Raw genomic sequence first — 17753 nt, 5'->3', positions numbered from 1 at the left:
TGGACCATTAGGCGACCCGGTACTCCTGGACCTCCTCCGCCCTCAGCGTCAGCCCGTGGCCGATGCCGTGCGTCGGGGTCACCGTGCCGCCCGTCGGGTCCAGGGCGCCGTCGAAGAACATGTCCTCGATGCGGACGTGGTCGTGGAACCACTCGATGTGGCGGAGGTTGGGGATCGCGGCGCACGCGGCGGCGTGGGCGTGCGGCGCGCAGTGGGCCGAGACCTGCAGTCCGTGGGCCTGGGCCAGGGCGGCGGCGCGCAGGAACTCGGTCAGGCCGCCGCACCGGGTCGCGTCGATCTGGAGGCAGTCGACCGCGCCCGCGGCGATCATACGGGCGAAGTACGGGAGGTCGTAGCCGTATTCGCCGGCCGTGATGTCGCACGGCAGGGCGTCGCGGATCAGGCGCAGGCCCGTCAGGTCGTCCGAGGACACCGGCTCCTCGAACCAGCCGACGCCGTGCCCGGCGAGGGCCCGGCCGACGCGGACGGCCTGCTTGCGGGTGTAGGCGCCGTTGGCGTCGACGTACAACTCCGCCTCGGCGCCGATCACTTGGCGGGCCGCTTCGACCCGGGAGACGTCGCGCAGGACCGCGCGGCCCCAGTCCTCGCCGATCTTGATCTTCACGCGTGGGATGTGCTGGCCGTGGACCCAGCCGTTCAACTGCGCGGCCAAGTGCTTGTCGTGGTACGTCGTGAAGCCTCCGCTGCCGTAGACGGGGACGTGTTCCCGGCAGCTGCCCAGCAGCCGGGTCAGAGGCAGTTCGAGGAGGCGGGACTTGAGGTCCCACAGGGCGATGTCCAGCGCGGAGATCGCGCAGGCGGCGACGCCCGGGCGGCCCGCGTTGCGGACAGCGCGCGCCATCGCCTCGTGCGTGGCCGGGATGTCCAGGGCGTCGCGGCCCTCGACCAGGGGTGCGAGATGGTCGCGCAGGAAGTCGCCGACCGCCGCCGGGCCGTACGTCCAGCCGGTGCCGGTCGCGTCGGCGGCCGTCACCTCGGCGATCACCACGGTCGTGGAGTTCCAGGCCAGCGTGCCGTCCGCCTCGGGGGCGTCGGTGGGCACCGTGTAGACGGAGACGACGGGAAGGTGGAGTTTCATCGCGTGGGCCCGCCCCTCGTCACCGCTGCAGCTGCGGCAGCACCTTCGTACGGTAGAAGTCGAAGAACCCGCGCTGGTCGGGGCCGATCTGGCTGACGTAGACCCGGTCGAAGCCCGCGTCGGCGAAGGCGTTCAGCTCGGACACATGCTCGTCGACGTCGTCCCCGCACACCGTGTTCTCGCTCACCATCCGCTCGGTGACCAGCGGTTCCAGCTGCTCGAAATGGCGCGGCGAGGGCAGGATCTGGGCCATCTCGCCGGGCAGCAACTGGTTGGACCACAGCCGCCGTACGGTGTGTACGGCCTCGTCGCGGTCGGTGCCGTAGCAGACCTTCGTGCCGCCCATGACCGGCTTGCCGTGTCCGCCGCCCTTGCGGAACTGGGTGACCAGTTCCTCGTCCGGCATCATCGTGATGAAGCCGTCGCCGACCCGGGCCGCGAGCGACGTCGCCGCCGGGCCGAAGCCGGAGATGTCGATCTGGACCGGCTCGTCGGGGACCGTGTAGAGGCGGGCGTTCTCCACCCGGTAGTGGGCGCCGTAATGGCTGACCTCCTCGCCGGTGAACAGCCGGCGCATGACCAGGATCGCCTCCTCCAGCATCTCCAGGCGCACGCTCGCGGGCGGCCAGACATGGCCGAGGATGTGCTCGTTCAGGGCCTCGCCGGAGCCGACCCCGAGCCGGAAACGGCCGTTCGTCATGACCGCGGACGTCGCCGCGGCCTGCGCCACCACCGCCGGGTGCATCCGCACGGTCGGGCAGGTCACCGCCGTTTCGACGGGCAGCGACACCGCCTCCGAGATCGCACCGATCACCGACCACACGAACGGGCTCTCGCCCTGCGCGTCGTTCCACGGGTGGTAGTGGTCCGAGATCCACAGCGACTGGAATCCGGCCTGTTCCGCCATCCTCGCCTGCTCGACGAGTTCGGCGGGACGGAACTCCTCGCACGCCAGGAAATAGCCGTACTCGGGCATGGGGGCACCTCCGGGACTGCCGCGTCGCGTCGCGGCGGGACGGGTCGCCGTCCGGGTACCCGGCGGCCAGGCAGGAAACCGGGCCGGCCGGGTCGGCGTGCCGGAAACCGGCGCTGCCCGGGGGACGACGTTTGGGGGCCCTGGCCAGGGGGACGCGGAAGGCTCCCGAGGTACGCGACAGCCCCGGAGGTCAACCGTGAGTCGACCCCGCATAGTGATCGTCGGCGCCGGATTCGCCGGGTACCGGGCAGCCCGCACCCTGTCCCGGCTCACCCGGCACCAAGCCGACATCACCCTGCTGAACCCGACCGACTACTTCCTGTACCTGCCCCTGCTGCCCCAGGTCGCCGCCGGCATCCTGGAACCGCGCCGGGTGACCGTCTCCCTCTCCGGCACCCTGCCGCACGTCCGGCTGGTGCTGGGTGAGGCCGACGCCATCGACCTCGACGGGCACACCGTGCACTACACCGGCCCCGAGGGCGACGGCGGGAGCCTCACCTTCGACCGGCTGATCCTCGCCGCGGGCAGCGTCAACAAGCTGCTGCCCATCCCTGGCGTCGCCGAGCACGCCCACGGCTTCCGCGGCCTGCCCGAGGCGCTCTATCTGCGTGACCACGTGACCCGGCAGGTGGAACTCGCGGCCGCCGCCGACGACCCCGAGAACTGCTCGGCGCGCTGCACCTTCGTGGTGGTGGGTGCCGGATACACCGGTACGGAGGTCGCCGCGCAGGGCAAGCTGTTCACCGACGCCCAGGTGCGCAAACATCCTCTGCGGGCAGGCATACGGCCCCGCTGGCTGCTGCTCGACATCGCCGACCGCGTCCTGCCCGAGCTGGACCAGCGGCTGTCGCGCACCGCCGACCGGGTGCTGCGGCAGCGGGGCGTGGAGGTGCGGATGGGCACCTCCGTGAAGGAGGCCACGCACGGCGGAGTGCTGCTGACCGACGGCGAGTTCGTCGACACCCGCACGCTGGTGTGGTGCGTCGGCGTACGGCCCGATCCGCTCGCCGAGTCCCTCGGACTGCCCCTGGAGCGGGGCCGCCTCCTCGTCGATGCGCACCTCCAAGTGCCGGGCCGGCCCGAGGTGTTCGCCGCCGGCGACGGGGCCGCCGTGCCCGACCTGGAGAAGCCCGGCCAGTACACGCCGATGACCGCCCAGCACGCCTGGCGGCAGGGCAAGGCCGTGGCCCACAACGTCGCCGCGTCCCTCGGCATGGGGGAGCGGCGCGCCTACCGCCACCGCGACATGGGCTTCGTCGTGGACCTGGGCGGCGTCAAGGCGGCCGCCAACCCGCTCGGCGTCCACCTCTCCGGAGTGGCGGCGGGCGCCGTCACCCGTGGCTACCACCTCGCCGCGATGCCCGGCAACCGCGTCCGCGTCGCCGCCGACTGGCTCCTGGACGCCGTACTGCCCCGCCAGGCCGTGCAGTTGGGCCTGGTGCGGTCGTGGTCGGTACCGCTCGACACCGCGTCGCCTGAGCTGGCCCGGGTGGCCAAGGACGGGGAGCGGGGGATGGAGAGCCGGTCCGGTCGTGAGCCTGCGAGGAGTTGGTCGGGCGGTGAGCCTGCGAAGAGCCAGCCCGGTGGGGAGCCTGCGATGAACCAGCCCGGCGGGGAACCCGCCAAGGCCGCGCGGCCAGGATCCGCGGGCGCCGGGGGCGCCGCGGAGCACCCTGACGCGGTGGAGGCCCAGGACAGCAAGCGCTTCGGCGCGCCCCTTTCCGTCCGGCGGCCCGATGCCGTCAAGGGCGGCGGGGACTCGCGCCCGGGTGGCCGCGCGGGCACCCCCGAGAAGCCGGAACCGCCCGACCCCGTCCAGGATCCCGACGCCGCCAAGCACGCCGAGCCCCCCGGCCCCGTGAAGCGACCCGCGCCCGGGCCGGCCGGAGACGACCCCGCAGGCGGCGAACCACCCCCCGGCACCCCGTCCACCCACAAGCCCCACCCCGACGCCCCCACAGCTCCCGAACCGCCCGACCCCCGCTCCCACAACCCTTCGGAAGGAGCCTCATGAACACCGCTGAACTCGTCGAGCTCGCCCAGCAGTTGCGGGTGGACAGTGTGCGGGCCTCAGCCGCGGCCGGGTCGGGGCATCCGACGTCGTCGATGTCTGCCGCCGATCTGACGGCCGTACTCCTCGCGAACCACCTTCGCTATGACTTCGACCGGCCCGCCCACCCCGGCAACGACCGCTTCGTCCTGTCCAAGGGACACGCCTCGCCCCTGCTGTACTCGGCGTACAAGGCGGCGGGCGCCATAGAGGACGGCGAACTGCTCACCTTCCGCAAGATCGGCAGCCGTCTCGAAGGGCACCCCACGCCGCGCCGGCTGCCGTGGCTGGAGACGGCCACCGGATCGCTCGGGCAGGGGCTGCCGATCGGGGTCGGGATCGCGCTGGCCGGGAAGCGGCTCGACCGGGCCGGGTACCGGGTGTGGGTGCTGTGCGGCGACAGTGAGCTCGCCGAGGGGTCCGTGTGGGAGGCCGCCGAGCACGCGGCGTACGAGCATCTGGACAACCTCACCGTGATCGTCGACGTGAACCGGCTCGGGCAGCGCGGGCCGACCAGGCACGGGCATGATCTGGACGCCTACGCCCGCCGCTTCCAGGCCTTCGGCTGGCACACCGTCGAGGTGGACGGGCATGACGTGGACGCCGTCGACCGGGCGTACGGGGAGGCGCGGTCCACCAGCGGGCAGCCCACCGTCGTCCTCGCCCGCACGCTCAAGGGCAAGGGCGTCCAGTCCGTCCAGGACCGCGAAGGACTGCACGGGAAGCCGCTGCCGGACGCCGACGAGGCGATCGCCGAGCTCGGCGGCCCCCGCGACATCCACGTCCGCGTCCACGAACCGCCCGCCGCCCGCATGCTGCACGCCGTCCCGGCCGGGCACCTCGAACTGCCCCGCTGGGAGAAGGGGGAGGAGGTCGCCACGCGCAACGCCTACGGCGAGGCGCTCGCCGCGCTCGGCACCGGCCGCGGTGACGTCGTCGCCCTCGACGGCGAGGTCAGCGACTCCACGCGCGCCGAGTTCTTTGCCAAGGCACACCCCGACCGCTTCTTCGAGTGCTACATCGCCGAGCAGCAGCTGGTCGCCGCCGCGGTGGGGCTCTCGACGCGCGGATGGGTGCCGTACGCCTCCACCTTCGCCGCCTTCCTGACCCGCGCCTACGATTTCGTGCGCATGGCGTCGGTCAGCGGCGCCGGAATCAACCTCGTCGGCTCGCACGCCGGTGTCGCGATCGGGCAGGACGGGCCGAGCCAGATGGGCCTGGAGGACCTGGCGATGATGCGGGCCGTGCACGGCTCGACCGTGTTGTACCCGTGCGACGCCAACCAGACCGCCCAGCTCGTCGCCGCCATGGCCGCACTGGAAGGCGTCCGCTATCTGCGCACCTCGCGCGGCGCGAGCCCGGTCATCTACGGATCCGACGAGGAGTTCCCCGTCGGCGGCAGCAAGGTGCTGCGGTCCAGCCCCTACGACCGGCTGACCGTCGTCGCCGCCGGCGCCACCGTGCACGAGGCCCTCGCCGCCGCCGACGCCCTGGACCGCGAGGGCATCCAGGTCAGGGTCGTCGACCTCTACTCCGTCAAGCCCGTCGACCGGGACACCCTGCGCCGGGCCGCCGAGGACACCGGCTGCCTGCTGACGGTGGAGGACCACCACGAGGAGGGCGGGATCGGCGACGCCGTCCTCGACGCCTTCCTCGACGGGCGCCCCGTGCCCCGCCTGGTCCGCCTCGCCGTCCGCATGATGCCGGGCTCGGCATCCCCGGACGAGCAGCTGCACGCGGCCGGGATCGACGCCGCGTCCATCGCCGCCGCGGGCAAGCTGCTGGTCGAGGAGGCCGTCGTACGATGACCGGCGACGACGCCACCAGGAAGGTACGGGCCGGTCGCCGTACCGTCGAGGTCAAACGCGTCGACAAGGTGCTGTTTCCCGGGGGCGGCGGCGCCAAGGAGTACACCAAGGGCGACCTCGTCGACTACCACCGGTCCGTCGCCGCGTTCATGCTGCCGCATCTGCGCGGCCGCCCCCTCATGCTGGAGCGGCTTCCCGACGGCGTCGACGGGCCGAGGTTCATGCAGAAGAACACTCCGGAGAACTACCCGGAGTGGATCACCCGCATCGAGGTGCCCAAAGAGGACGGCACGGTCTGTCACACGGTCTGCGACGACACCGCGAGCCTCGTCTTCCTCACCGACCAGGCCTGCCTCACCCTGCACCGCTGGCTCTCCCGCACCGACCGCCTCGACCGGCCCGACCGGCTGGTCTTCGACCTCGACCCGGCCGAGGACTCCTTCGCGCAGGTCAGGGAGGCGGCCGGGCTCCTCGGTGAGCTCCTCGACGAACTGGGGCTGCCGTCGGCGCCGATGACCACCGGCTCGCGCGGCCTGCACATCGTCGTCCCGCTGAACGGGCACCACGACTTCGACGAGGTCCGGGAGTTCGCCAAGGACGTCGCCGGCCTGCTCGAGTCGGCCCACCCGGACCGGCTCACCACCGCCGCCCGCAAGAAGGACCGCGGCGACCGCCTCTACCTCGACGTGCAGCGCAACGCCTACGCCCAGACCGCCGTCGTCCCCTACACCGTCCGCGCCCGGCCCGGCGCACCCGTCGCCACACCCCTGACCTGGGCCGAGCTGGACGACCCGGACCTGGACGCCCGCCGCTGGAGCATCGCCGACGCGGTGGAGCACGCCCGCACCAACCCGTGGTCCGGGCTGCTGGACCGCGGCCGCGCCCTCGGACCGGCGCGGCGCAGGCTCGACGCCCTGCGGGGTTGAAGAAGCCGCCCCGGAGGGTTTGGCCCGCGCCTTCCTGGCCACTCGGCGCAGGAGGCGCCCATGAATGATTCACAGAACACACCCAAGTCATCCAGACGGCAGACGGGCGGGGCGGACGAACGGCCGACCCCGATGGAGGTCCTGCGCCAGGCACGGACACAGCTCGCCGAACTCACCGGCATGAACGCGGAGACGGTGTCGTCCTTCGAGCAGACGGAGGACGGCTGGACGCTCGAGATCGAGGTCCTGGAACTGGCCCGCGTCCCCGACACGATGAGCCTGATGGCGAGCTACCAGGTCGATCTCGACCCCGAGGGGCAGCTCACCGGGTACCGGCGCGTGCGCCGGTACGAACGTGGGCGTTCCGACGCTCACAGGAGCGGCGGTCGGTAGGCCGTCCGCCCACGCCCAGCACACCGTCATGAGACAAGGACAAGGAGGAACGGTCGGCATGACCGTTGTCCCGGCACAGCAGACCGGCGGCGGAGGCGGCAGCAGCGGCCTCTACGACGTACTGGAGCTCGTCCTCGACAGGGGGCTCGTGATTGACGCTTTCGTGCGAGTCTCCCTGGTCGGCATCGAAATCCTGAAGATCGACGTCCGAGTCGTCGTCGCCAGCGTCGACACCTATCTCCGCTTCGCGGAGGCGTGCAACCGGCTCGACCTGGAGGCCGGGCCGCGCAAGAGCCCGGGCCTGCCCGACATGGTCGGCGAGATCACCGAGTCCGGTGCGCGCGGCAAGTCCAAGGGGGCGCTGTCCGGCGCCGCCGAGACCATCTCCGACGCCTTCAAGCAGGCGCGTGAGGAAGGCGAGGAGCAGCCCAGGCAGCGGACCCGCAAGGCCGGCACGACGCGTAGGAAGGAGGAGCAGGAGTGAGTACCTATGTGTACGGCATCACCGCGAGCTCGCATTCCGACCTTCCGAAGGACTTGGCCGGTGTCGGAGACCCGCCGCGCCCGGTGCGCGTCCTGACGGAGGGTTCGCTCGCCGCCCTGGTCAGCGACGCCCCGGAGGATCTGCGCCCCAAGCGCAGGGAGCTGCTCGCCCACTCCAACGTGCTCGCCGAGGCGGGCGCGACCGGCTGCGTCCTGCCCATGCGCTTCGGCAGCGTCGCCCCCGATGACGACACGGTCACCGGGGTGCTCGCCGAACGCATGGAGCACTACAAGGAACGCCTGCGGGCCCTCGACGGCAAGGTCGAGTACAACGTGAAGGCCACACACGCCGAGGAGGCCGTGCTGCACCGCGTCCTGGCCGAGAACCCGGAGATCCGGGCCATGACGCAGGCCAACCGGCAGTCCGGCGGCGGAACCTACGAGGACCGGCTCCGGCTCGGCGAGATGGTGGTCGCCGCGGTCAAGGCCCAGGAGGCCGAGGACGCGACCGACGTCCAGCACACGCTGGAACCGGTCGCCGACGCGGTCAGCGTGGGTCCCGAGTCCACCGGCTGGCTCGCCAACGTGTCGTTCCTGGTCGCCCGGGACTCGGCCGAGACGTTCATGACCGCCGTCGAGCAGCTGCGCAAGGGTCATCCGCACCTCGACCTGCGGGTCAACGGCCCGCTGCCGCCGTACAGCTTCGTCGAGCCCGGCCCCGCCGAGCCCGCGGACAGCATGTCCGGCGGCGGAACGGCGAAGGGGTGAGGCCGTGGGACTGATCGGAGAGGTCCTGCTGCTGCCGTTCGCCCCGGTGCGCGGCAGCGGCTGGGTGATCAGACAGGTGCTGCGCGAGGCGGAACGCCTCTACTACGACCCGTCCGCTGTACGGGCCGAACTGGCGAATCTGGAAGAGCAGTTGAACGCGGGCGAGATCGACGAGGAGGAGTTCGACCGCCGGGAGGACGAACTCCTCGACCGGCTGGAGATCGGCCTGCGCGCAGGGTACGGCAACGGCGACGGGACAGCACGATGAACCGAGCGGGACTGGGCCTCGCGGTAGGGGCCGGATACGTCCTCGGACGGACGAGGAAACTGAAAATGGCGGTCGCCGTCGGCACTCTCGTGGCGGGCAAGCGCATGCATCTGAGCCCACGGGCCATCACCGACGCGGTCTCCCAGCAGCTGCAGAACAACCCGCAGCTCAAGGAAATCGGGGACCAGCTGCGCGAGGACCTGCGCGGCGTCGGCGGGGCAGCGTCCGGCGCCCTGGTGGAGCGCCGGCTCGACGCGCTCGCCGACCGGCTGCACGGACGTACCACCAAGATGCGCGAGCAGCTCTCGGGGGCGGTGCCGACGCCGGATCTCGGCGGGCAGGACGAGGAGTCCGAGGAGGAGGCCGAGGACGAGGAGCCGCGCGCCGAGGACGAGGAAGGCGCATCGGACGAGCCCGAGGACCGCGAGGAATCCGAGGAGCTCGCGGAGTCCGAGGAGTCCGAGGAAGAGCCCGAGGACGAGGAGCCGTCCCGGAAGGCGACGGCGAAGCGGGGCGCGCCGAAGAAGACCGCCAAGAAGGCGGCCAAGAAGGCCCCCGCGAAGAAAACGGCGGCGAAGAAGACCACCGCCGGCAGGACAGCGCCCGGGAAGGCGGCGGCGAAGCGGAGCGGGACCGGCAAGTCGGCCGAGCGCAAGACGGCTGGGGCTCGCGGATCCGCCCGCAGCGGCCGGGCGCGCCAGTCGAAGGGCGGTGACGGGTGATGACCGACACCCTCGGATCCGTGAGCTCCGCGGCCGGCGGAGCGGCGAAGCAACCACTTGCCGGTCTGGCCCACAGCGAGGCCGCCGACCGGCTCAAGGCCGAACTCCAGGAGTACCTCGCCGCGCAGGCCCAGCGGATGCTCGTCGGGGCCGGACGCAAACTCGGCGAGGCCACGGTCAAGCTGACCGATGTCGCCGAGGGCCGCAGCCCGGGCCTGGGCAAGCTCGCCCTCGACGGCGGCCGCAAGCTCGCCGAGGGCAAGGGCCCGCTGCGCAGCGCGCTGGAGGTCGGCGCCACCAGCGCCAAGGACAGCGTGGTCGGGGCGTTCAAGAACCTCGCCGGCAAGGCGAAGGACGCCAAGGGGAAGGGCAAGGGCGCGGCGGGCAACAAGCCCACCGTCATCATCGAGTACGTCGATGTGGGCGTGCCGCTGCGCACCGCGTACGACCAGTGGACCCAGTACCAGGACTTCAGCACCTTCGCGAAGGGCGTGAAGAGCGCGAAGCGCGCCGACGACACGACCTCCGACTGGCAGCTCAAGGTCTTCTGGTCCAACCGCAGCTGGAAGGCGCACACCACCGAGCAGATACCGGACGACCGGATCGCCTGGACGTCGGAGGGTGCGAAGGGCACCACCAAGGGCGTCGTCTCCTTCCACCGGCTCGACGACAGCCTCACCCGCGTCCTGCTGGTCGTCGAGTACTACCCCCAGGGCCTGTTCGAGAAGACCGGCAACCTCTGGCGCGCCCAGGGCCGCCGGGCCCGTCTCGACCTCAAGAACTACGTCCGCTTCGTCACCCTCAAGGGAGAGGCCGAGGACGGCTGGCGTGGCGAGATCCGCGACGGCGAGGTCGTCCGCAGCCATGAGGACGCGGTCGCGGAGGACGAGGACGAGGAGGAGTACGACGAGAACGGCGAGAGCGAGGAGACCGGCGAGTACGCGGAGGACGAGGAGCCCGAGGGCGCGTACGAGGAAGACGAAGAAGTCGACGAAGAGGACGAAGAGGACGAGGACGAAGAGGAGCCCGAGGACGCGTACGAGGACGAGCCCGAGTACGAGGACGAGGACGAACCCGAGTACGCCGGCGGCGGGAGCCGACGATGACGATGTCCAGCCGGCTTCCCGAGCCCTACGGCCAGGGCAGCGGCGCCAACCTCGCCGACATCCTGGAAAGGGTGCTGGACAAGGGCATCGTCATCGCGGGCGACATCCGGATCAACCTGCTCGACATCGAGCTGCTCACCGTCAAGCTGCGCCTCATCGTCGCCTCGGTCGACAAGGCGAAGGAGATGGGCATCGACTGGTGGGAGGACGACCCGGCGTTGTCCTCCCGTGCCCGCCGCAACGAACTCGCCCGGGAGAACGCCGAGTTGCGCGAACGTCTGGCCCAGCTGGAGCCCGCAGGGGAAGAGGAGGAGGCCCCATGACCGGCCTGCGCTACGTCTACGCCGTCTGCCGCCCCTTTCGCTCCGCCCTGCAGGCCCAGCTGTCCGGGGTCGCCGGGGCGCCGCCGAAGCAGCTGACGCACCACGGCCTGATCGCCGTGGTCAGTACGGTGCCGGAGGTGGACTTCGCCGAGGAGCCGCTCCGTGCCCACCTGGAGGACCTGGACTGGCTCACCGCGACGGCCCGCGCCCACCAGACGGTCATCGACGCGCTCACCGTCGTCACGACCCCGCTGCCGTTGCGGCTGGCCACCGTCTTCCGGGACGACAGCGGCGTACGGACCATGATGGAGGCACGCGAGGAGGACTTCCGCCGCGTCCTCGACCGGCTGGAGGGGCGGGTGGAGTGGGGCGTGAAGGTGTACGCCGAGACGCAACCGGCGGAGGCCGCGAAGCCCGCCGAGCCCCGGCCCGAGGCCAAGGCCGTGTCGGGCCGCGACTATCTGCGCCGCCGCCGTATGCAGACACAGGCCCGCGAGGACGTGTGGCACCGGGCCACCGAATTCGCCGGCCGACTGCACGAAACGCTTTCCTCGTTCGCCGAGGATTCCCGGATGCACGCCCCGCAGAACTCCGCCCTTTCCCGCGCGCCCGGGCAGAATGTGCTCAACGCCGCCTATCTGGTGCCGCGTGCGGATTCCGAGGAATTCGTGGAACTCGTGGACCGCGCCAAGGACGACGCCCCCGGAATTCGGGTCGAACTCACCGGACCCTGGGCGGCCTATTCCTTCACCGGGGAGTTCGCGGTGGAGGAGCCGGAGGTGGGCCCGTGACCGTCGTCGAACGCCGTGAGATCGCCCTCGTGGATCTGCTCGACCGGCTGCTCGCCGGAGGCGTCGTCGTCACGGGGGACATCACCCTGCGCATCGCGGACGTCGACCTCGTCCGCATCGATCTGAACGCGCTGATCAGCTCCGTCAACGAGCAGGTCCCGTCACCCTGGGGGGAGCTGACATGACGTCTCGCCGCAACCGGCTGGACCTCGAGCCCGACACCGTGGAACGCGACCTGGTGAAGCTCGTCCTGACAGTCGTGGAACTACTGCGCCAGCTCATGGAGCGCCAGGCGCTGCGCCGCTTCGACGAGGGTGACCTGAGCGAGGAGCAGGAGGAACGGATCGGGCTCACGCTGATGCTGCTCGACGACCGTATGACCGAGCTGCGCGAGCGCTACGGACTGCGGCCCGAGGACCTGAACCTGGACCTCGGGCCGCTGGGACCGCTGCTTCCCAGGGAGTGAAAGGGAGGGAAATGATTTCCCGATTCCCCCTGATTCCCCTGGGAATGAAATCAACTCACCACCGATACCAGCGACCCCGGCCGCCTGCCGTGGTCGTGCCACGCATGACGAAACCAAGGAGCCACACCACGAGAACCGCGATCGCGATCCACCACAGGGCCTTCAGCGCGAATCCGGCACCGAACAGGATCAGGGCCAGTAGCAACACGAGCAGAATAGGAACCATGATTTGACCTCCTGCTTGCCGAGTCACCAGAAATTCGCGATTCAGACTTCCTTACGGCACAGAATCTCCCCGTGCAGCACGCTGAACCAGCCGTCCTCCTGGCGTCCCCACTCCCGCCACGCCTCCGACACGGCCCGCAGCTGCTCGGCGCTCGCGTGCCCGCCCTGCGTGGCCCGCTCGGCATAGGCCGAGGCCAGCGTGCGGTCCGCCCACAGACCGCTCCACCAGGCCCGCTCGTCCGGCGTGGCGAAGGTCCAGGTGCTCGACGTGGCCGTGACGTCGGTGAGCCCCGCCCGCAGTGCCCACGACTTCAGCCGGCGTCCGGCGTCCGGTTCGCCACCGTTGGCACGGGCGACCCGGCGGTACAGGTCCAGCCAGTCGTCCATCCCCCCGGACGCGGGGTACCAGGTCATGGCCGCGTAGTCCGAGTCGCGGACCGCGATGAAGCCGCCCGGTCTGGTGACCCGCCTCATCTCGCGCAGCGCACCCACCGGATCGCCGACGTGCTGGAGCACCTGGTGGGCGTGGACCACACAGAACGTGTCGTCCGGGAAGTCCAGGGCGTGGACGTCCGCGACGGCGAAATCGACGTTCGTCAGACCCCGTCCGCTGGCCGTGGCCCGGGCCTGCTCCAGGATCTCCGGCGCCCGGTCGACACCGGTGACGTGCCCGTCGGGGACCAGGGCCGCCAGGTCGGCGGTGATGGTGCCCGGTCCGCAGCCGACGTCCAGGATCCTCATGTGCGGCTTCAGCGAGCCGAGCAGATAGGTCGCCGAGTTGGCGGCGGTGCGCCAGGTGTGCGAGCGCAGCACGGACTCGTGGTGCCCGTGCGTGTAGACGGCGGTCTCCTGTGCCTTCGACGGTGCCTTCGACATGGCTGTTCCCCTCGTCTCGTCGTACCGCTCACGGGGCGCGCGGCCCTGCCGGGCGGTACGTGACACCGTACGCTCGCATGTCGAATGGTGAGACCCATGTTTTGCCATCTGGACTGACTAGCCGTCAGAAGATGGCTGATCGTCAGGAGATGGCTGCTCAGGAGCTGTGCAGCGGACGGTAGACCGTCAGCGCCTCCGGCAGCTTCTCCAGCGTCACCTCGCCCCCCACCTCGGTGACTTCACCGTCGTACGCGAGAAGCGCGCCCGGTGTGACCCCCGACAGGTGCAGTCGGCCCACCTGGACCGCCGCATGGGCCGGGGAGCGGGTCAGCGGGCCCGCGAGGGCGGCCGCGAGCAGGCGCAGGGCGGGGCGGCGGCCGCCGTGCACGACCCGTACGTCGAGCACGCCGTCCGCGAGGTCCAGGCGGCGGGCGGGGGCGAGGCCCAGCCGGTGGTAGGTGCCGTTCCCGGCGAACAGCAGCCACAACGGGTGGGCGCGGCCGCCGACTTCGGCGTGCAGCGGGTGGCGGCCGCTGCGCAGCACGCGCAGGGCCGCGAACACGCCGGCCGGCCAGGCACCGATCCGGGGCGCGAAGCGGTCGCGCTTGCGCACGAGCTCCGGATACACGCCCAGACTGCAGGTGTTGAGGAACAGACCGTGCCGGCCGTCGCAGGTGAACCGGCCCACGTCCACGCGCACCGCCTCGCCCCGCTGGACGGCCCGGACCAGATCGCGTTCGTCCTCCACGCCCAGGTCGTGGGCGAAGTGGTTCAGCGTGCCGCCGGGCAGCACCGCGAGGGGCAGACCGTGCCGCAGGGCCACCTCGGCGGCCGCGTTCACCGTGCCGTCGCCGCCGCACACGCCGAGCACCCGCGCGCGGGCCGCCGCCTTGCGCAACTCGGCGCGGACATAGCTCGGTTCGCACTCGACGACCTCGGCGCGCGGCAGCGCGTCCAGCAGGGCGTGCACCCGGTCCGCCGTGCGTGCCCCCTGGTTGGCGACCACCACCAGGCCGGCTCCGTCCGGCAGCGCCGGAACGTCCGTGCGGGGCCGGGCCGGCGGGATCAGCCGGTCACGCGTCGGCACCATGCCCCGCACCGCGAACGCCGCACCCGCGCCCAGGGCGGCGCCCGCCAGTACGTCGCTCGGGAAGTGGACGCCGGTGTACACGCGGGACAGCGCCACCGACCACGCGATCGGGGCCACCGCCAGGCCCCACGCGGGCGATTCCAGGGCGACACCGGTCGCGAACGCGGCGGCCGACGCGGCATGCCCGGACGGGAACGAGGTGGTGATCGGCTGCCGCTTCAGCTGCCGGACCAGCGGTACGGGGTCCAGGAGCGGGCGGGGGCGGCGCACCGACCGCTTGCCGAGGGTGTTGATGGTCAGCGAGGCCAGGCTCAACGAGGCGAGCCCCCGGGCCGCGGCCCGACGGCCCCGTGGGGTGCGGCCGGCGGCGATGGCGGCGGCCGTCGCGAACCACAGCACCCCGTGGTTCGCGCTCCGGCTCAGCCGCGGCAGGACCCGCTCGGCATACGGCCAGTTCCGCTCCGCGGCGAACTCGAACAGCCGGGAGTCGAGGGCGAGGAGCCGGTCGCGCAGGGCGTGCCGGCCGGGCTTCGGGACGGTGAGGTCGACGTCTGGGCTCATACAGGGCTGGGTACCCTGAAGTGGCCGATTCCTGTCCGGCCGACGGTGACCGACACACGGAGGAACCCGTACATGCGCCTGCTCCTCGTCCGCCACGGCCAGACGCCCTCCAACGTGGACTACCTGCTGGACACGGCCGTCCCGGGCGCCGGCCTGACCGCGCTCGGCGAACAGCAGGCGGCGGTACTCCCCGAGGCGCTGGCCGACGAGGACATCGAGGCGATCTACGCCTCCACCCTGATCCGCACCCAGCTCACCGCCGCCCCGCTCGCCGCCGCGCGCGGCCTCGACGTGCTCGTACGCGACGGGATCCGGGAGGTGTGCGCGGGGGACCTGGAGATGCTGCGCGGGGACACCGCGCAGGGCGAGCTGTACATGAGGACGGTGTTCGCCTGGGCGGCCGGTGACACGGAGCTGCGCATGCCGGGCGGGGAGAGCGGGGCGGAGGTGCTGGGGCGGTATGACGCCGTGGTGGCCGAGGCCGCCTCCAGCGGGGCCGGGACCGTCGCGGTGGTCAGCCATGGCGCCGCGATCCGTATGTGGACGGCGGCCCGGGCGGACAACGTCGACGTTCCCTTCGCCGCCGCGCATCCCCTCGACAACACCGGGGTGGTGGTTCTGGAGGGGACGCCGTCCGATGGGTGGAAGGCGTTGAGCTGGGCGGGGGCCGTGGTGGCTCCGGCGGGGGAGGGTGGGCCCACGGGGCGGCCGGTGGACGCCGAGTAGGGCTTGCGCCGCGGTTTTCGCCCCGGCCGCCCCTACCCGTCCCATCCTCAAGGGGCTGCCGCCCCTTCGACCCCGCCCCTGGGGGCTGCCGCCCCCAGGCCCCCGCTTCGGCCCTGAACGGGCCTCGTCCTCAAACGCCGGACAGGCTGGAATGCGCGGGCCGACGCTTAGCGGGACCGTGTGTGTCGGATAAGCGTTTGCCCCGTGCCGTCGGTGGACCTCAGAATTCGGCCCCATGGGACATCTGGAAGCCGCGCATCTCGAGTACTACCTCCCCGACGGGAGGGCGTTGCTCGGCGACGTGTCCTTCCGGGTGGGCGAAGGGGCTGTCGTCGCCCTGGTCGGGCCCAACGGGGCCGGCAAGACGACCCTGCTGCGGCTGATCTCCGGCGAGCTGAAACCGCACGGCGGCACCGTCACCGTCAGCGGCGGCCTCGGCGTGATGCGGCAGTTCGTGGGGTCCGTACGGGACGAGACGACCGTGCGCGACCTGCTCGTCTCGGTCGCCGCGCCCCGTATCCGCGAGGCCGCGCGGGCCGTCGACGCCGCCGAGCACGCCCTCATGACCGTCGATGACGAGGCCGCCCAGCTCAAGTACGCGCAGGCGCTCGCCGACTGGGCCGAGGCGCGCGGGTACGAGGCCGAGACGCTGTGGGACATGTGCACCACGGCCGCGCTCGGCGTGCCGTACGAGAAGGCGCAGTGGCGGCAGGTGCGGACCCTGTCGGGCGGCGAGCAGAAGCGGCTGGTGCTGGAGGCGCTGCTGCGCGGCACCGACGAGGTGCTCCTGCTCGACGAGCCGGACAACTACCTCGACGTGCCCGGCAAGCGCTGGCTGGAGGAGCGGCTGAAGGAGACCCGCAAGACGGTCCTGTTCGTCTCCCACGACCGCGAACTCCTCGCCCGCGCCGCCGAGAAGATCGTGTCGGTGGAGCCCTCGCCGGCGGGCGCCGACGCCTGGGTGCACGGCGGCGGCTTCGGGACGTACCACGCGGCACGGCGTGAACGCTTCGCCCGTTTCGAGGAGTTGCGCAGGCGCTGGGACGAGAAGCGCGCCCAGCTGAAGAAGCTGGTGCTGACGCTCCGTCAAGCCGCCGAGAACAGCCCCGACATGGCCTCCCGCTACCGCGCCGCCCAGACCCGGCTGCGCAAGTTCGAGGAGGCCGGCCCGCCCCCGGAGCCGCCGCGCGAGCAGGACATCAGGATGCGGCTGAAGGGCGGCCGTACCGGGGTGCGGGCCGTCACCTGCGAGGGACTTGAGCTCACGGGGCTGATGAAGCCGTTCTCCCTGGAGGTCTTCTACGGCGAACGCGTCGCCGTCCTCGGCTCCAACGGCTCCGGCAAGTCGCACTTCCTGCGGCTGCTGGCCGGCGAGGACGTGGCGCACACGGGGGAGTGGAAGCTGGGGGCGCGTGTCGTGCCCGGGCACTTCGCGCAGACGCACGCGCATCCGGAGCTCGTCGGTCGTACGCTCCTCGACATCCTGTGGAAGGAGCACGCCCAGGACCGGGGCGCGGCGATGTCCCGGCTGCGCCGCTACGAGCTCACGCATCAGGCCGAGCAGGCCTTCGACCGGCTCTCCGGAGGGCAGCAGGCCCGCTTCCAGATCCTGCTGCTGGAGCTGGAGGGGGTCACGGCCCTGCTCCTCGACGAGCCGACGGACAACCTCGACCTGGAGTCCGCGGAGGCGCTCCAGGAGGGGCTGGAGGCCTTCGAGGGGACGGTGCTGGCGGTCACGCACGATCGCTGGTTCGCGCGGTCGTTCGACCGGTACCTGGTCTTCGGCAGCGATGGGCGGGTGCGGGAGACGGCGGAGGCGGTGTGGGACGAACGCCGGGTGGAGCGAACCCGGTAGCTTCTTGCGCCCCCGCCGCCCCTACCCGTCCCGTCCCCGGGGGCTGCCGCCCCCGACCCCCGCTTCGGCCCTGAAGGGGCCTCGTCCTCAAACGCCGGACGGGCTGAAGATCTCAGCCCCTCCGGCGTTTGAGGAGCGGGGGTCCAGGGGGCGGAGCCCCCTGGGAGCGGGGTCGAAGGGGCAGCGCCCCTGGAGGATGGGACGGGTAGGGGCGGCGGGGGCGAGAAACCCGGCGGTCCGT

Annotated in this window: 20 protein-coding genes; 15 read left to right on the top strand and 5 right to left on the bottom strand. The window is 71.9% G+C overall.

The window, feature by feature from the left end:
- Positions 1 to 7 precede the first annotated feature (7 nt).
- Positions 8 to 1099: an enolase C-terminal domain-like protein gene (locus tag ACIREI_RS18545; protein ID WP_403333910.1), complete on the bottom strand. Its 1092-nt coding sequence runs from the start codon at positions 1097 to 1099 to the stop codon at positions 8 to 10.
- A 19-nt stretch (positions 1100 to 1118) separates the two neighbouring features.
- On the bottom strand, positions 1119 to 2075 hold the full coding sequence (locus ACIREI_RS18540; RefSeq protein ID WP_403333908.1) for an LLM class F420-dependent oxidoreductase: 957 nt from the start codon (positions 2073 to 2075) through the stop codon (positions 1119 to 1121).
- Positions 2076 to 2271: 196 nt separating this feature from the next.
- Here ACIREI_RS18540 and ACIREI_RS18535 point away from each other — a divergent pair, with 196 nt between their 5' ends.
- The 13 genes from ACIREI_RS18535 to ACIREI_RS18475 are packed head-to-tail and all read left to right on the top strand — an operon-like array spanning position 2272 to position 12179.
- Complete coding sequence (locus ACIREI_RS18535) at positions 2272 to 4089, top strand: FAD-dependent oxidoreductase (RefSeq protein ID WP_403333906.1); 1818 nt, start codon at positions 2272 to 2274, stop codon at positions 4087 to 4089.
- Positions 4086 to 5933 carry a transketolase gene (locus ACIREI_RS18530; RefSeq protein WP_403333904.1) on the top strand — a complete coding sequence of 616 codons (1848 nt, stop codon included), beginning with the start codon at positions 4086 to 4088 and terminating at the stop codon, positions 5931 to 5933. Before ACIREI_RS18535 ends, ACIREI_RS18530 begins: the two co-directional genes overlap by 4 nt.
- Positions 5930 to 6859 (top strand): non-homologous end-joining DNA ligase, encoded by a 930-nt coding sequence (gene ligD, locus ACIREI_RS18525; protein WP_403333902.1) that lies wholly within the window; start codon positions 5930 to 5932, stop codon positions 6857 to 6859. The genes ACIREI_RS18530 and ligD overlap by 4 nt, the downstream gene beginning before the upstream one ends.
- Before the next feature lie 60 nt (positions 6860 to 6919).
- The gene (locus ACIREI_RS18520; protein WP_403333901.1) at positions 6920 to 7252 is read left to right on the top strand and encodes a gas vesicle protein; all 333 of its coding nucleotides are present in this window, start codon (positions 6920 to 6922) and stop codon (positions 7250 to 7252) included.
- Between the two features lie 58 nt (positions 7253 to 7310).
- On the top strand, positions 7311 to 7736 hold the full coding sequence (locus ACIREI_RS18515) for a gas vesicle structural protein GvpA (RefSeq protein WP_403333899.1): 426 nt from the start codon (positions 7311 to 7313) through the stop codon (positions 7734 to 7736).
- Entirely contained in the window at positions 7733 to 8503 is a 771-nt protein-coding gene (locus tag ACIREI_RS18510) for a GvpL/GvpF family gas vesicle protein (RefSeq protein WP_403333897.1), read from the top strand. Before ACIREI_RS18515 ends, ACIREI_RS18510 begins: the two co-directional genes overlap by 4 nt.
- Positions 8504 to 8507: 4 nt before the next feature.
- Complete coding sequence (locus ACIREI_RS18505; protein WP_403333895.1) at positions 8508 to 8771, top strand: gas vesicle protein GvpG; 264 nt, start codon at positions 8508 to 8510, stop codon at positions 8769 to 8771.
- A complete protein-coding gene (locus ACIREI_RS18500; protein ID WP_403333893.1) occupies positions 8768 to 9493 on the top strand; it encodes a DNA primase in 726 nt (241 codons plus the stop codon). Before ACIREI_RS18505 ends, ACIREI_RS18500 begins: the two co-directional genes overlap by 4 nt.
- Positions 9493 to 10599, top strand: a complete 1107-nt coding sequence (locus ACIREI_RS18495; RefSeq protein ID WP_403333891.1) for an SRPBCC family protein — start codon at positions 9493 to 9495, stop codon at positions 10597 to 10599. The genes ACIREI_RS18500 and ACIREI_RS18495 overlap by 1 nt, the downstream gene beginning before the upstream one ends.
- Positions 10596 to 10922, top strand: a complete 327-nt coding sequence (locus ACIREI_RS18490; RefSeq protein WP_403333889.1) for a gas vesicle protein — start codon at positions 10596 to 10598, stop codon at positions 10920 to 10922. The genes ACIREI_RS18495 and ACIREI_RS18490 overlap by 4 nt, the downstream gene beginning before the upstream one ends.
- On the top strand, positions 10919 to 11713 hold the full coding sequence (locus tag ACIREI_RS18485) for a GvpL/GvpF family gas vesicle protein (RefSeq protein ID WP_403333887.1): 795 nt from the start codon (positions 10919 to 10921) through the stop codon (positions 11711 to 11713). The genes ACIREI_RS18490 and ACIREI_RS18485 overlap by 4 nt, the downstream gene beginning before the upstream one ends.
- Positions 11710 to 11898: a gas vesicle protein gene (locus ACIREI_RS18480; protein ID WP_031475810.1), complete on the top strand. Its 189-nt coding sequence runs from the start codon at positions 11710 to 11712 to the stop codon at positions 11896 to 11898. The genes ACIREI_RS18485 and ACIREI_RS18480 overlap by 4 nt, the downstream gene beginning before the upstream one ends.
- Positions 11895 to 12179, top strand: coding sequence for a gas vesicle protein K (locus ACIREI_RS18475; RefSeq protein WP_274245718.1), 285 nt, complete (start codon positions 11895 to 11897; stop codon positions 12177 to 12179). The genes ACIREI_RS18480 and ACIREI_RS18475 overlap by 4 nt, the downstream gene beginning before the upstream one ends.
- 55 nt (positions 12180 to 12234) lie before the next feature.
- Here the strand turns inward: ACIREI_RS18475 and ACIREI_RS18470 are convergent, their stop codons facing one another.
- From ACIREI_RS18470 to ACIREI_RS18460, 3 genes are all read right to left on the bottom strand, one after another.
- Complete coding sequence (locus tag ACIREI_RS18470) at positions 12235 to 12405, bottom strand: hypothetical protein (protein WP_062702272.1); 171 nt, start codon at positions 12403 to 12405, stop codon at positions 12235 to 12237.
- A 41-nt stretch (positions 12406 to 12446) separates the two neighbouring features.
- Positions 12447 to 13280, bottom strand: a complete 834-nt coding sequence (locus ACIREI_RS18465; RefSeq protein WP_403333885.1) for a class I SAM-dependent methyltransferase — start codon at positions 13278 to 13280, stop codon at positions 12447 to 12449.
- A 157-nt stretch (positions 13281 to 13437) separates the two neighbouring features.
- The gene (locus ACIREI_RS18460; protein WP_403333883.1) at positions 13438 to 14931 is read right to left on the bottom strand and encodes a bifunctional phosphatase PAP2/diacylglycerol kinase family protein; all 1494 of its coding nucleotides are present in this window, start codon (positions 14929 to 14931) and stop codon (positions 13438 to 13440) included.
- A 72-nt stretch (positions 14932 to 15003) separates the two neighbouring features.
- On the opposite strand from ACIREI_RS18460, the gene ACIREI_RS18455 reads away from it, so the two are divergent.
- Positions 15004 to 15657: a histidine phosphatase family protein gene (locus ACIREI_RS18455; RefSeq protein ID WP_403333881.1), complete on the top strand. Its 654-nt coding sequence runs from the start codon at positions 15004 to 15006 to the stop codon at positions 15655 to 15657.
- Between the two features lie 235 nt (positions 15658 to 15892).
- Positions 15893 to 17512, top strand: coding sequence for an ABC-F family ATP-binding cassette domain-containing protein (locus ACIREI_RS18450; RefSeq protein WP_403333879.1), 1620 nt, complete (start codon positions 15893 to 15895; stop codon positions 17510 to 17512).
- The last annotated feature ends 241 nt before the right edge of the window (positions 17513 to 17753 follow it).

The organism is Streptomyces sp. NPDC093591, from assembly GCF_044764885.1.
GTDB lineage: Bacteria > Actinomycetota > Actinomycetes > Streptomycetales > Streptomycetaceae > Streptomyces.
This window is presented reverse-complemented; position numbering and strand designations above follow the sequence as displayed.